This window comes from uncultured Roseobacter sp., from assembly GCF_947493125.1.
Lineage (GTDB): Bacteria > Pseudomonadota > Alphaproteobacteria > Rhodobacterales > Rhodobacteraceae > Roseobacter.
This window is the reverse complement of sequence record NZ_CANLQB010000003.1, coordinates 50074-62592: the sequence shown is the minus strand read 5'-3', so window position 1 is coordinate 62592 and position 12519 is coordinate 50074. Positions and strand designations below refer to the sequence as shown.

Genomic DNA, 12519 nt, shown 5'->3' with positions numbered 1-12519 from the left:
ATTGCAGGTTTGGCGAGACACCACTGGTTTTGGCGTCTCGCCGAACTCGTCAGTGTTTGCTCAGAAACGCATCGACTTCCTGCTTGGCTTCTTCTTTGGATTTTCCGTATTTCGCCTGGATCTTGCCTTCGAGCGCTTCCCGCTCGCCATTGACTTCGGCGATCTCGTCATCCGTCAGCTCGCCCCACTGTGCCTTGATGTTGCCGGTCATTTGGTTCCATTTACCTTGAATCTGATCCCAATTCATATCTATCTCCAGCTGGTTTTTGCGCCACAACGGCAAGCTCGGATCGATAATCCGGAGCGTGTTGTGGCCTTAGATCTAAAGGCTTCACGCAAATGACCGGGTTTGCCCACCCTGCGTGCCGGGGAAAAAGCCGGAGACCTAAACTAGGACAGGATTTAAGCGGCAAGTCGACGCTGGTGTCCGCCTTTCGGCCCGAGCCCATGGCTGGCAGGGACAACGGGCGCGGGTCAATGCGCGGGGCCAGACATTCGCCTAACGCGCCCCATGAAGCATCTGTCCACGCTTGATGAACAGCCGAGCAAGCGTGATCACCAAGGCAAAGGCGATCACACCGAGATAGCGTTCATAGAGACCATCCACAGAATCCGGCAGAAGGAAGAAGACCGGGGCCGATACAACCCAAATCAGCGATATTGCGACAAGGATCGCCCCGTAGCGCCCGCCCGCTCGACGGGCCCCCTGGGACATCAGCCATGGCACCGCCGCCATGATCGCGCCAAGGCCATAGACCAGATAGATGTGGATCACGACACCGTCCGAGTCACGATCACCATATTCGTTGCGGGCGCCAATCAGGAACACCAGCAAGCCGAGCAGGGCCAGGCCCACGATGCCGACGCTCCACTTCCACCCGCCCATATGCACATGAGCAGACAGCAAGGCGGTGCAAATCAGCGATCCGGAAAACGCGTAGATGCCGATGTCCACGATGAACTCGTACCGGCCCGCGCCAAGGTCGCTGATCGTGTCGGCGATCCAATCGTGGTCTGGAACAACAAAATCGGCAATGAGGATCGATATGCTGAAAACGGCACAGCCGAGAATGGCGGCCCAGCCCAATGCGATCATGAGCAGTGGTTGGTCACTGACTTTTGGTGTGGACGTCTCGTGAAGCACAACGTTTGACCATGGTATCCGCGGATGGGTGAGACGGAAGTGGCCCGGCGGGCCACTTCGCTTGGGTTACAGACCTTTAGGTCAGTTCCACCATGCTTCGTCGACCGAGTCCATCTCTTCGAGTTGCTCTTCGGTCTTTCGGGTGACGATCACATAGGTTTTGTCGTCCACCGGCGTAAGGCGGATGTCATCCACGGGGACGAACACGTGCTTGTCGCCGATGTCGAGAAAGCCGCCGACTTCAGCGACAACACCAATCATCTGGCCGTCGCGGTCGAGAATGACGTCTTCGATTTCCCCGATATCATTCCAGTCGGGACCGACGCCCTCAGCTTCCCAGTTGCCCCAGGTATCCTCATCCATCGGGCCATTGAGCGTGTAGATGTCGCCGCCGGTGATGTCGCGCGTCCGGATCATGTTCGCGGTGTCCATGTGGGCTTCGGCAAGAGCCGGGCCTGTGGCGATCACGGCGATCAGGGCTGTTACGGAAAGTTTTTTCATTCTGACGTCTCCAATATTTTCTTCGTGTATCCAGACAATTGCGCTCTCAGGCGCTCCGTGGCCATCCTTCGCGCAAGGCGAAATGCCCAAGCATTAAACTGGAACAGTATTTAAGATGCCCGCTTCGGTGGTTTCTGTTCCACCGGCCGCTTCGGGCTGCCTTGATCAACAGGCACCGACGTCGGATCGGGGGCATGAAAGTCGGAAAACTTGTCAGGGATTAGTGCCTCGGGCCACCTCATCACGGCAGAAACTGCTAGTTCTATGACAGCTTCAAGGGCTGGCATTTCTGTCGGTTCAGGCATCCGGCGGTAAGACAAAGGCGCGTCGTAAATGGGGCGCTCGAGCCAATCCGGAAATCAACTTTGTCCGAGGTCACACGATTTGAGCGCACGCCTCCGGGCAGTGCTCGATCCCGGTCATGCGAAGGAAACTATATGAGCCCGACACTGAAAACACTCCTCGGCACTGCCGCCATCGGCGCGTTGGCCGCAACGGGCGCTCTCGCCCAGTCGACGACCGAAACCGACGCGACCGTCGTTCCCGCTGAAGTCGGACAGGTGGTCGTCAAGCAGGAAGATGCAACCGTCAATGTGACCGTGCCAGACCCCAACTTTGAAGTGACACAAGGCCAGCCCGTGGTCACGGTCGAGCAACCGCAACCAGAGATCACCGTGGTGGTGCCGGAACCCACCGTGAAGGTTCGCCAACAGGCCCCGATCATCACCGTTGAACAGGCCCAGCCGCAGATCACGGTCGTGATCCCCGAGCCTGTTGTCACCGTGATGGTACCCAAGCCTGAAGTGGATGTTGAGACCGGTGAGCCAATAATTGACCTTGATCAGCCCGAACCTGTCGTACGATTCATTCGCCCGGAGCCGAAGATCACCATCCAGGAAGCGCAGCCGCGCGTGGAATTCCAGCAAGGCGAGGCGCAGGTCAATATCTCTGATGCGCAGGAGGCCCGGATCGACGTGACGCAGGCCGACGCGCAAGTGAATCTGGAGCAAGGCGAGAGCGCCAATGTGTCCGTCACCAGCGAGGAGCCAGAGGTCAACGTCGTCGATGGCGGCGCAGCGAATGTCGAGGTTGAACAGATGCAGGCGCGCGTTGTCATGGAGGATTTTAAAGCGGATGCGGCCGGGAACATGGCTGACGAGGACCGCGCCCGCTATCAGGAGACGGTAAAGGTGCTGCCGATCTTTGACCGCAAGGCCGAAGACTTGATCGGGCGGAGCGTTGCCACTGAAACCGGTGAAGACGTGGGCGAGGTCGATTTCATCGGTATACGCGGTCAAACGCTAGTGGCCATCATCGGCGTTGGCGGTTTCCTTGGCATGGGCGAAAATGAAGTCGCAGTGCCGGTCGAGAAACTGATCCTGCGCAAAGACGAGCTGATCCTGCCCGAGTTCACGCAGTCCAAGCTGGAGAACATGCCTGAGTATCGCGAGACAGAAGTGCGCGTGCTCGACCCCGGTCTGCGCCTGGCCGAGCAACTCGGTCTCGACTGAGTGTCAGATTGATGCGGGCACCGGAACGTATCTTGATGGTGTAGGTAACGAGTTCGCTGCCGCCGGTGTCCCTCCGGCGGCGGCATTTTTTTTTGTAAATAAGTACAGCGTGAGCGCCGAGATGCCGCTTGCATAACACCTCTCCTCAACTCTCGAAGAAGGACCTAAAGAATGACTGGAGTAGGATGGATCGGATCACTGATCATCGGCGCGACGCTTGGCGGGTGGATCGGTCAGTTGATCGTTGCCGCTGCTGGTGCCTTTATGCTGATATTCGTGGCGCGCCTTGTTCGCAGGAAGACCTGAGCGGAGATCGGCTGGCGGTGCGGGCCGCCGCCAGCCATCTAGTCCCGGACGTCGCTCCCCGAGGTGTCGTCCAGATCCCCCAGAAACCCGGCGAGGGTCTGCGGTGATTTGGTCTCATCACAGGCGATCTTGAGCACGATCAAGATGGGCAGAGCGACGATCATTCCGATGATCGACCAGATCCAAGCGAAGAAGGCGACAAATAGGAAAACGACCGGAGTGTTCAACCGCATTCTGCGCGAAATTATAAGCGGTGTGATGAACTGACCTTCGATGAAAGTTAGCGCGATGTAAGTCGCAAATACACCTGCTGCGGCCAACGTCCCGTCAAGAGTGACGAATGCGACGGCGGCCGCAATGGCCGCGCCCATCAGCCCGCCCAGGAACGGTACGAAATTGAGCCCGAAGGCCATGAAGCCGAAGATGATCGCGTTCGGCAAACCCCAGAGATGCGTCGCAATGGCCACGGCAAGCCCAAGGCCCGCGTTGATGAACGCAATGCCGCCCAGATAGTATCCCAGACGATCCTCGATCGAATGCACGACCTCCACGGCGCGCCGCTTGTCGGCAAACCGCTCGAAGCTTTGCACGGTCTTGGTCAGGAATATGTCCCCCGATGCAATCAGGAAGAACAACAGGATCAGCGCGAAGAGAATCCGGCTGAGGAAACCGGGCGCCATGCTGAAGAGAGTCGTGGCGATGCCTGTGTTGGACACTACCTCGACCTCCACTGTTTCGGCGTTTTGATCTTCGATGATCTCCTCGGCCGCAACGGTCGCGTCATTGATGGCTTCCAAGGTGCCACCCGCTGCGGAGAGCTTTTGCTTGATTTCATCCATAAGTGACGGCAGGTCCTCAATGAACTGCGCCGCCGGTGCGCTGAGTTGCCTAAGCAAGAGTATGATGAGGGCTGTCAGAAAGGCAGTGAACAAAGCGGCCGAGACAATCGGCGCGATCCCGAGCCTGGACAGAATACGACGGGGTCGGTTCAGGACGAAATAGCCAAGACATGCGGCAGTAACCGGTATCAGAAAATCGCTGGCCCAGACCAGAGCCTGCAACAGCAGTAAACCGAAAATGCCGATGAGCGGGACCTCCAAGCGGTTCCGCAACGCAGCAGGCCGACGCCGTGGCTGTGCCTTGGCCGACGGCTTGGCCGGCTTACTGTCCATCGTTCGGCCTTTGATTGAGGATGAAAGCGGTGGCCGCCATCGGGAAGTGATCGGACCCGAAAGGCTCTAGCCTGCGGAACGACACCAGCCCGACGTCCTTTGTCATGAACATCTGATCGATCGGTAGGCGCATGAACGGATACTCCGCGTGGAAGCTGGACATCATGCCGCGTCCCACGCGTGGCTCCAGAAGATCGCAGTATCGTTTGAAACGCTTCGTGGTCCAGGACCAGGCAACATCGTTGAAATCCCCCATCACGACAGTCGGCCGTTCGGACGATTTGGTCATCAAGGCGACCTCCTTGATCTGCCTGTCGCGCACGGCCGTCGTGTTGCCGAACACGGGGGGCCGCGGATGCAGACCGATGAAGTTGAATGCGGCACCGCTTGGGGACGTCATCACCGCCCTGACGGCGGGCGTATCATCGGCCAAGGGCCACAGCAGCTCGACGCCGGACGTTTCCAGCCGCGTGGCAAAGATCAGTCCATAGTGGTAATTGGCGATGTGTGACTTGATGGTTGGGTAGCGGGCGAGCGTCTGTGACAAGGCTGCGTGCCACGTGTCATCGGTTTCCATCAGAAGTAAGACATCCGGGTCTTCGCGTTCTAGAATTGCGATCAGATCATGATGCCGGGTGTTTTCCATCAGCACGTTCAGCGACAGGAGTGACATCTCCTCCGCCGGAGACGGTGCACCTGCGATGTCGACTTCCGTACGCGCCAGTGGTGTGTAGGGGAAGATCTGCATACCCTGATAGACCATCACAGCAATCAAAGCGGCTGCCAGAAGAGGCTTCTGGGACATCGCGAAGGGCAGGCAAGCGAGCAGGGTTAGCAGTGCCACTCCGGCGATGTGCAGGCGTGGAAAATCCCACATGCGGACCCACCAGGTCGCGCTGCTGGTCAGCGGCAGGAGCGTGGTGATGATAATGATAAGAGCGAGGCCCCAGAAAACCCAGTTCAGCATGCGGCGGATTGCAGCATCATGACTTTGTGGCCTCGCCCGAAGTATCGGCCTTCACTGCCTGGCGCAATCCCATCGGTTCATCGGGGCCTTGTGTCGTGTCAGCGCGCGTTTGCGCCTCCATCTCGGCATTCAGCTCCGCGCCCAGCAGGATAATGAAGGCGGATATCCAGAACCACATCAGCAGAACGACCACCCCGGCCAGCGTCCCGAAGCTTTCGTTGTAAGACCCGAAATTCCCAACGTAGAACGCAAGGCCGGCCGAGGCGATGACCCAGATGAGGCAGGCGACGATTGCGCCGGGCGAGCCCCATTTCCATTCCGGTTCATCGCGAGACGGCGCATAGCGGTAGAGCACGGAAAGGCCAAAGACGGTCAGACAGAATAGCCCGATCCAAAGGCCGACCGTCATGAAGACCTCGAACACCGGACCAAATTTCAGAAGTGCCAGAACCGCGGGCAAGCCAAGGGTTGCCATCAAGGCGACCAGCAGGCCGACCATCAGAAAAAGCGTCAAGGCAAATGTGACAAGTTTGAGCTTTATGAACCCGCGATCTTCATCCTCGTCGTAAGCGAAGTTGATGCCTTCGATGAGGCTCGCCATACCTTTCGAGGCTGAATAAAGCGCGATCAGAACGCCGGCGAGTGCCGCAAGGCCGAGGCCGCCTTCGCGGGACCCGGCCACGGCGGTGGCCTGCCTCGTGACAATTGCGATCACGTCTTACGGCATTAGGCCTGAAAGGCGTTCCAGCTGATCGACGATCTGGCTCGGTTCGACCATCAACCCACTGATGGCAATAAGCGCGGTTATGGCGGGGAAAAGGGCCAACAACCCGTAAAAGGCAATTCCGGCCGCAATCAGCCCGACCCGGTCGGCGAAGATCTCGTCCTTGAGCCGAAAGGCAATATCCTTCCAGCCGCGGGCCGTGATGTCGGTCGGGGTCTCGGCAGAGCGGCCGCGTGGCATGACATAACCTCAGGTTTGGGAGATGAGAAGGCAGGAAAGGGCCGAATGGCCTCTCCCGGATTTATCAGGACTTGGGCTTGCCCAGATTCTTGTCCTGCGCTTCGGATTTGGCCGTCTTCGCAACCCGTTCTGCCGCGTTTTTGGCCTTGTCACCAATCGCCTCGACAGCGGATTTATCGCCGGGCGCGCCACTGTCCATGTCGGCCTTGGTCTCTGCTGCGATGTCCTTGACTTCATCTTTCACTGAGCCCGCAATGGACAGCGCCTTCGCTTTTTCCTCCTCCAAGATGCGCTCGGCTTCGTCATAGAGGCTGTCACTCTGCGCGCCCATCAGATCGTCTTCGGCCTTTGTGCGCGGCAAAGCCCCGCCCAACGCGGCACCGACGGCGAGTGCGAGCGCGCCAACGACCAACGGCTGCTGATCATAAAAGTCAACCGCCGCATCCGTTCCCTGGTGCATTGACCGCGCCGCGGAGCGGCGCATTTCCACGGCTTTCTGACGTGCGGCGATCACACGCTTGCGGCCTTCTTCGGTTAGCGTCTCGGTGCCCTCCGCGATACGGTGTCTCACCGTGGCCAGACCCTGCTTTACGGATTGCGTCGCAGTTCCCGCCGTCGATTTAGCGGAAGACGCGGCATCGCCGAGCGCCGAGCCAGCGCTTGCGAGGCCGCCCTTCACCGATTGTGCGCCATCCGCCGCCTTGTCCTTCACGGCTTCGGCACTGCTGGACAGACGGTTTGCCACCGAAGGGCTGTCTTCGTCATCGTGATCCCGCGCCCAGGAGGGCTCCGAAGAGGATCGCGTACTAAGCGTTTTCGGCGGCGTGTAAGGCATTCCGCGCTCGGCACGATTGCGGTGAAACTCGCCTTCTGCCGAACTGTAGCGGTCATCGTCTAAATCATCGGAAGCGCGGTGACGTGGCTGCGGCTGCTGGGAATCTCCAAATATCAGCCAGGCCAGACCGATGCCGGTGAGCGCCAGCGGGATCGGGTTGGCTTTGACCTGATTGGAGATCGAGCGGCCCATGTCGCCACCGTGTTCGCGAAACTGATCGCTGATCTGGCGAACGATGGTGTCGAGTGAAAACTTGTCCTGCAGGTCCTCCAGATTGGAGGTCAGGTCGGACCGCTGATCTTCGATCTCGCGTTCGATTTCTTTCGGGCTGCGGGTCTCATTTGTCATCGTAGGCGTCCTTCACGGCTGCGGCATCGCGTTGGACGTTCTTCACTGTCCGCGTCGGTGCGAGGCTTGAGAGTTTGAGGTCGTTCACGCCCTTGCTGATCAAAGCAAAGGCAATGATGCCAAGTGCGGTGCCAACGATCAGCGATGACCAACCGGCTTCCAGACCAATATCGGTGAGCGCCGCCACGAGTGCGGCGGCCAGAACATTCAGAGCGACCAGGGCGATGATGGCTGCACCGGCGATCAGGCCAAGGGCGACACCCGCCTTGGTGACGTTCTCGCTGATTTCGGCGCGGGCGAGGTCGACCTCATTGCGCACCAGGCCACCGACGTTGCTCATTACATCAGACAGAAGATGACCCGCGCTCTTGTTTGTCGTGTTGTCGCTCATGAGATCTCTCCGTGCGGTGTGGTTCCACGCGCGGTGAGGATTGCCTGCGGATCACGGGTGTTGGACGCTTTGGCGAACCTAGTGGCCGCAAAGCCGATCAGGGCAGCGCCACCGAGAAACACCAATGGGTTCTTGCGGGCGAAGGCGCTGACATCCTGCACCATCTCACTCAGATCCTTGTTGCGCATCGCCTCGGACGCATCGGCCAGACCTTCGGCGATTTGACCGAAGGTGCGTTCTTGCGGAGAGCCGCTGCGCATCTCTTCGGCTGCGGTGCGAAGCGCTGACGCAACACCCGACATCTCGTCGGCAACCGATGACTTGGCGGTCTCCGCATGATCCTTTGCAGCGGAGGCGGCATCTTGCGCGACGTCACGGGCGGCGGATTTCGCGTTCTCCGTCATTTCGCCTGCTTTCTGCTTGGCCTGCGATGCGTCGGAATGGGCAGACGTTTGGTCCGGAGTTTTTTGTGTCGACATGAATCTCTCCACTTCAGGTTCAGAACAGAAAACTGATGACAGCCAAAACGACGACGATCAGTCCGATGAGGTAAAAGACGTTATGCATTAGGGGCTCCTCTGATGGGGCGTGACTGTGGTCAGCCCCGCTGTGAGCAGCTTAGGCGGTTGAGGTTTGTGATGCGGGGCGCAGACGCTAATCTGGTTTAGCATTTGCCCATTCGAAGGACGCTCCAGCCAGATCGTCTCTGTTGCGGTGGCCGATTCCAGTTAGCGTGAAAGCTCACCTCGAAAGGATCGAACATGAGCATCGACACTCTGGAAGACCTCTATCTTGAACAGCTCAAGGATATCCACAGCGCCAACGTACAGGCGCTGGATGTCACCAAGGAGATGGCGCAGGCGGCAAGCGACAAGGACCTGTCCGACGCTCTCAACGCCGGAGCGGACGGTATTCAGGACGGCATCACCGCCCTCAAGAAAATTTCCGAAGGTCACGACGAAAATCCGAGCGGCGCGCACTGCAAAGGCATGGAAGGCCTCGTGAAAGAAGCACGAGCCCATGCGATCGAAGAGACATTTGGTGAGGACGCGACCAAAGACGCGATGATCATCACGCAATACCAGCGGCTGGTCCACTACGCCATTGCGGGATACGGCTGTCTTGCCGCCTTCGCTGACCGGCTGGAGCTGGATGAGGATGTGGCAGCGCTCAAGAAATGCCTTGATGCATCCTATGATGGCGACCGTGCCATGACCGAGCTTGCGACAAGCGGGATCAACAAGGATGCGGCTGCATGACCCTCAGGCCGGCTTGACCAGTTCGGCCGAGCCGGTCGTCTCCGTCTCGATTGCAGGTGGGAACCAGGACGTGTCCATGTCAACGAAGGCGTTGACGAATTCGCAATCGTTTTCCCATTCGTCCCGCTTGAGCAGGCGGACGTAGGGGCGCTCGATCTCAATGTCTCCGTTTTCGACAAACCGGCGCAGCAGTTTGTTGACATAGATCGACGTCAGCCCGACCGCCTGTCCGATCTCGACCTGGCTGAAGGGCACCTGAAACCGGTTGCCAAGACCGACATTGGCCACCTCCAACCGCGACCGGAGTTGCAGCAACCAGAACTTCAGCTTGCCGGACGCATCCATCACCCAAGACTGCTGGCGTGATGACGCAGCGCGATCTGATCAAGACTGCCAACCCCCGTCAGCAAGGCACCGAGACGAGGATATTCGCTGTAGAGCGGTGCCAAACCGCTCCTAGGGAATGGGCAGATCACACCGTCCGTCTGCATCGTGATGCGATGATTGGCGCGTGACGATCCGATTTCGGCCAGTCCCATGACCTCGCCCGGCAAATACACGCGCAGGATTTGACTGCGCCCGTCCGAGCTGTCCGCTTTTACCACCGCCCACCCTGTCTTGAGGACCATGATCCCCTCGGTTCGATCCCCGACGCTGACAACCGACCGGCCTTTCTTGCGCGGGTGTTCATCCTTTTCCATCTCTGCAATGAATGCACATTCGTGATCGGTGAGGGACACGAAACGGGACAGTCGACTGACAAGGCAGCTTTGATATTCTTCGGACATACCAGAAGTTAACACAGATTAAGACGCCTGACCTCGCCAATTTCGGCGCAACCTGCGATACGCTGCGGGACTCCCCGAAAAAAATCTCAGAAGAGAGCGCTCATGGACCTTATCCGCATCATCCTCTCCGTCATCATTCCGCCGCTTGGCGTCTTCTTGCAGGTAGGGTTTGGGAAACACTTCTGGCTCAACATCCTGCTGACACTGCTTGGGTATATCCCGGGGCTTGTGCATGCGGTCTACATCGTCGCGCGCAAGTGAGCGGCGTGCCTGGTTCCGAGATCGATAAGCTCGACCGCCTCTCCACGCTACTGGACAGTCGGTTCCGGATACCGGGCACACCCATTCGGTTTGGATGGGACTCTCTTCTCGGGCTCATTCCGGGTGCAGGTGACCTCGCATCGCTCGGGCCATCGGCCTATCTCATCTATCAAGGCTACAGGCTTGGCGCACGCAAGCGCACGATTGTTCGTATGGCGGCAAACGCCGGGCTGGACCTTGTTATCGGCGCGGTGCCTCTTCTCGGAGACGCGTTCGATCTCGTGTTCAAGGCGAACAATCGAAATGTCGCGCTGCTGCGCAAGGAATTGGCAGACGCTTCAGAGACTGCGAAGGATAGCTCATGATTGTCGATATCGACGTACGGCTTGCCTATGACATCGCCCAACCAGCCAATCTGGCCCTTCAGGTGCGCGCCCCGCGCTTTGCGGACCAGAAGGTCCTGTCGGAAACTTTCGATATCGGCGCGCCTGACCATGTCGCAGAGACCGCCGCGGAGACCGGACTTGGCGCCAGAACCCTGCTGCAAACGTCCTAGGGCGTTAAGTGCGTCTACTCCGCAAAGCTCGAAATTGACCGGCTGTCTCTGGATACTGCTGCGCTGGACAAGGTGCCGCCGCATCTTCTTCCTGGGGACGTCGTCCAGTACTGATGCCGGCACGCTACTGCCACTCGGATGAATTCCGGAGCTTCGTCGCCGCCGAGTTCGGTCACTTGCAACGTGGGCAGTGCATCGCTGGGATACGGGACCGGATATTTCGGCGCTTCGAATATGTCCGGGGGTCCAGCACGGCGCAGACGACTGTCATCGATACCTTCGTTCAACGGTAGGGCGTCTGTCAGGACTTTGCGCATGTGCTCATCACCCTTGCGCGCGCCTCCGCCATGCCCGTCGTGTCGATCAGGTGTCAAATGCCGTCCAAGTGTTCCTCGGCGACCGCATGAAAATCCCGGGGGTCGACATGCGGGGCGTAGACGCTGGCGAAGCGTGAGGGCATGGCGGAGGCGTCGCAGATCGTGCGGATCGGCGTCGGCATGGATGCGGCAGAGGTCCCGTTGACGGCGAGCCTTGGCTGGATCTCCCCGACGGAGAAAAACGTCTCGGGAAGGATTTCCGGACTTTGAGACCCGGTGGTAAACGGCCGGTCTTTCGGTCGGGCTACATGTCCGCCATTTCCTGCGAACTGTGAGTTCGAACTTACCTCGATTTTGCATCTGCGGCGAACAGCCGGTTTGTCGGGCTGCACCGCAGCATCGAGATCATGGAGCGAAGGTCCGGTCTGGGCCGTCCCTTGCAGGCGGCCCTAGGTTTTAGATTTCAATGGCTTCCGCGATAGCTAACGCGTCTTCAAGTTCGACGCCGAGATATCGGACCGTGCTATCCATCTTGGTGTGACCAAGCAGTAGCTGCACGGCTCGGAGATTTCCCGTCTTTTTATAGATCTGCGTAACCTTGGTGCGGCGCATCGAATGGGTGCCATAGGCCGTCGCTTCAAGGCCGATCGAAGTGATCCAGTCGCGTACGATCCGGGCGTATTGACGGGTCGAAATGTGCAGTCGTTCGTGAAAACGCCCTAGCCAAAGATATTCTGACCCGTTCATCAATTCGTCTTCCATCCATTTCTCAACTGACGATCTAGTCCCTTCCGATATCTCAAACCGTACCGGTTTCTGTGTCTTGCTTTGTAACACCGACGCCCGTTCCTTAATTTGGCCGGATGCCATGACGTCAACCACCTTCATCTTCACTAGATCACACCCGCGCAACTTGCTGTCGATCGCCATGTTGAACAATGCGAGATCGCGATGGTTCTCAGCCAATTCAAGGCGGACACGGATCGCCCAGACATGCTTGGGTTTCAGGGGTCGTTTCTGACCGACGATGCGACCTTTGTTCCATGCAGGGCGAAGTGCGCGAATGGCTGGCAGGTTTGGTGTTTCCATGACTGATCCTCCGATCCGCCATGCCCTCCCGAAACGACAACCCTTTGTTGACACGGAAGGATAACACATAACCTCAACTTCCCTTTTGGTGTCGGATGACCAGTCAGAAA

The 12519-nt window shown here is 58.6% G+C and carries 18 protein-coding genes and 1 pseudogene; 7 read left to right on the top strand and 12 right to left on the bottom strand.

Annotated elements, in window-relative coordinates; translation table 11 throughout:
- Window positions 1-49 precede the first annotated feature (49 nt).
- The 3 genes from Q1A71_RS06700 to Q1A71_RS06690 form a co-directional block, all read right to left on the bottom strand.
- Window positions 50-247 (bottom strand): CsbD family protein, encoded by a 198-nt coding sequence (locus tag Q1A71_RS06700; protein ID WP_299673325.1) that lies wholly within the window; start codon window positions 245-247, stop codon window positions 50-52.
- Window positions 248-499: 252 nt separating this feature from the next.
- Window positions 500-1096 carry a DUF998 domain-containing protein gene (locus Q1A71_RS06695; RefSeq protein WP_299673323.1) on the bottom strand — a complete coding sequence of 199 codons (597 nt, stop codon included), beginning with the start codon at window positions 1094-1096 and terminating at the stop codon, window positions 500-502.
- Window positions 1097-1225: 129 nt separating this feature from the next.
- Window positions 1226-1645 carry a PRC-barrel domain-containing protein gene (locus tag Q1A71_RS06690; protein ID WP_299673321.1) on the bottom strand — a complete coding sequence of 140 codons (420 nt, stop codon included), beginning with the start codon at window positions 1643-1645 and terminating at the stop codon, window positions 1226-1228.
- A 437-nt stretch (window positions 1646-2082) separates the two neighbouring features.
- Here Q1A71_RS06690 and Q1A71_RS06685 point away from each other — a divergent pair, with 437 nt between their 5' ends.
- Entirely contained in the window at window positions 2083-3156 is a 1074-nt protein-coding gene (locus Q1A71_RS06685) for a PRC-barrel domain-containing protein (RefSeq protein WP_299673319.1), read from the top strand.
- 171 nt (window positions 3157-3327) lie between these two features.
- Window positions 3328-3462, top strand: coding sequence for a hypothetical protein (locus Q1A71_RS06680; RefSeq protein ID WP_299673317.1), 135 nt, complete (start codon window positions 3328-3330; stop codon window positions 3460-3462).
- Window positions 3463-3500: 38 nt separating this feature from the next.
- On the opposite strand, the gene Q1A71_RS06675 is transcribed toward Q1A71_RS06680, so the two are convergent.
- From Q1A71_RS06675 to Q1A71_RS06650, 6 genes and pseudogenes are all read right to left on the bottom strand, one after another.
- A complete protein-coding gene (locus Q1A71_RS06675; protein WP_299673315.1) occupies window positions 3501-4634 on the bottom strand; it encodes an AI-2E family transporter in 1134 nt (377 codons plus the stop codon).
- Window positions 4624-5601, bottom strand: a complete 978-nt coding sequence (locus tag Q1A71_RS06670; RefSeq protein ID WP_299673313.1) for an endonuclease/exonuclease/phosphatase family protein — start codon at window positions 5599-5601, stop codon at window positions 4624-4626. Before Q1A71_RS06670 ends, Q1A71_RS06675 begins: the two co-directional genes overlap by 11 nt.
- Window positions 5602-5617: 16 nt before the next feature.
- Window positions 5618-6565: pseudogene (locus Q1A71_RS06665) on the bottom strand (YihY/virulence factor BrkB family protein).
- Window positions 6566-6629: 64 nt separating this feature from the next.
- The gene (locus tag Q1A71_RS06660) at window positions 6630-7748 is read right to left on the bottom strand and encodes a DUF3618 domain-containing protein (RefSeq protein ID WP_299673311.1); all 1119 of its coding nucleotides are present in this window, start codon (window positions 7746-7748) and stop codon (window positions 6630-6632) included.
- Window positions 7738-8139, bottom strand: a complete 402-nt coding sequence (locus Q1A71_RS06655) for a phage holin family protein (RefSeq protein ID WP_299673309.1) — start codon at window positions 8137-8139, stop codon at window positions 7738-7740. The genes Q1A71_RS06660 and Q1A71_RS06655 overlap by 11 nt, the downstream gene beginning before the upstream one ends.
- A complete protein-coding gene (locus tag Q1A71_RS06650) occupies window positions 8136-8618 on the bottom strand; it encodes a hypothetical protein (RefSeq protein WP_299673307.1) in 483 nt (160 codons plus the stop codon). The genes Q1A71_RS06655 and Q1A71_RS06650 overlap by 4 nt, the downstream gene beginning before the upstream one ends.
- Before the next feature lie 282 nt (window positions 8619-8900).
- Between Q1A71_RS06650 and Q1A71_RS06645 the strand changes: the two genes are divergently transcribed.
- On the top strand, window positions 8901-9398 hold the full coding sequence (locus tag Q1A71_RS06645) for a ferritin-like domain-containing protein (RefSeq protein ID WP_299673305.1): 498 nt from the start codon (window positions 8901-8903) through the stop codon (window positions 9396-9398).
- Between the two features lie 3 nt (window positions 9399-9401).
- Here the strand turns inward: Q1A71_RS06645 and Q1A71_RS06640 are convergent, their stop codons facing one another.
- Both Q1A71_RS06640 and Q1A71_RS06635 read right to left on the bottom strand, forming a co-directional pair.
- Complete coding sequence (locus Q1A71_RS06640) at window positions 9402-9743, bottom strand: helix-turn-helix domain-containing protein (protein ID WP_299674291.1); 342 nt, start codon at window positions 9741-9743, stop codon at window positions 9402-9404.
- Window positions 9743-10099 (bottom strand): cyclic nucleotide-binding domain-containing protein, encoded by a 357-nt coding sequence (locus tag Q1A71_RS06635; protein WP_299673303.1) that lies wholly within the window; start codon window positions 10097-10099, stop codon window positions 9743-9745. Before Q1A71_RS06635 ends, Q1A71_RS06640 begins: the two co-directional genes overlap by 1 nt.
- Before the next feature lie 189 nt (window positions 10100-10288).
- Here Q1A71_RS06635 and Q1A71_RS06630 point away from each other — a divergent pair, with 189 nt between their 5' ends.
- The 4 genes from Q1A71_RS06630 (at window position 10289) to Q1A71_RS06615 (ending at window position 11590) form a co-directional block, all read left to right on the top strand.
- Window positions 10289-10447 carry a YqaE/Pmp3 family membrane protein gene (locus tag Q1A71_RS06630; RefSeq protein ID WP_204417449.1) on the top strand — a complete coding sequence of 53 codons (159 nt, stop codon included), beginning with the start codon at window positions 10289-10291 and terminating at the stop codon, window positions 10445-10447.
- Between the two features lie 5 nt (window positions 10448-10452).
- Window positions 10453-10812: a DUF4112 domain-containing protein gene (locus tag Q1A71_RS06625; protein WP_299673299.1), complete on the top strand. Its 360-nt coding sequence runs from the start codon at window positions 10453-10455 to the stop codon at window positions 10810-10812.
- Window positions 10809-11003 carry a hypothetical protein gene (locus Q1A71_RS06620; RefSeq protein ID WP_299673297.1) on the top strand — a complete coding sequence of 65 codons (195 nt, stop codon included), beginning with the start codon at window positions 10809-10811 and terminating at the stop codon, window positions 11001-11003. Before Q1A71_RS06625 ends, Q1A71_RS06620 begins: the two co-directional genes overlap by 4 nt.
- Before the next feature lie 458 nt (window positions 11004-11461).
- Window positions 11462-11590: a hypothetical protein gene (locus tag Q1A71_RS06615; protein ID WP_299673295.1), complete on the top strand. Its 129-nt coding sequence runs from the start codon at window positions 11462-11464 to the stop codon at window positions 11588-11590.
- A 186-nt stretch (window positions 11591-11776) separates the two neighbouring features.
- Here the strand turns inward: Q1A71_RS06615 and Q1A71_RS06610 are convergent, their stop codons facing one another.
- The gene (locus tag Q1A71_RS06610) at window positions 11777-12409 is read right to left on the bottom strand and encodes a tyrosine-type recombinase/integrase (RefSeq protein ID WP_299673293.1); all 633 of its coding nucleotides are present in this window, start codon (window positions 12407-12409) and stop codon (window positions 11777-11779) included.
- Window positions 12410-12519 lie beyond the last annotated feature (110 nt).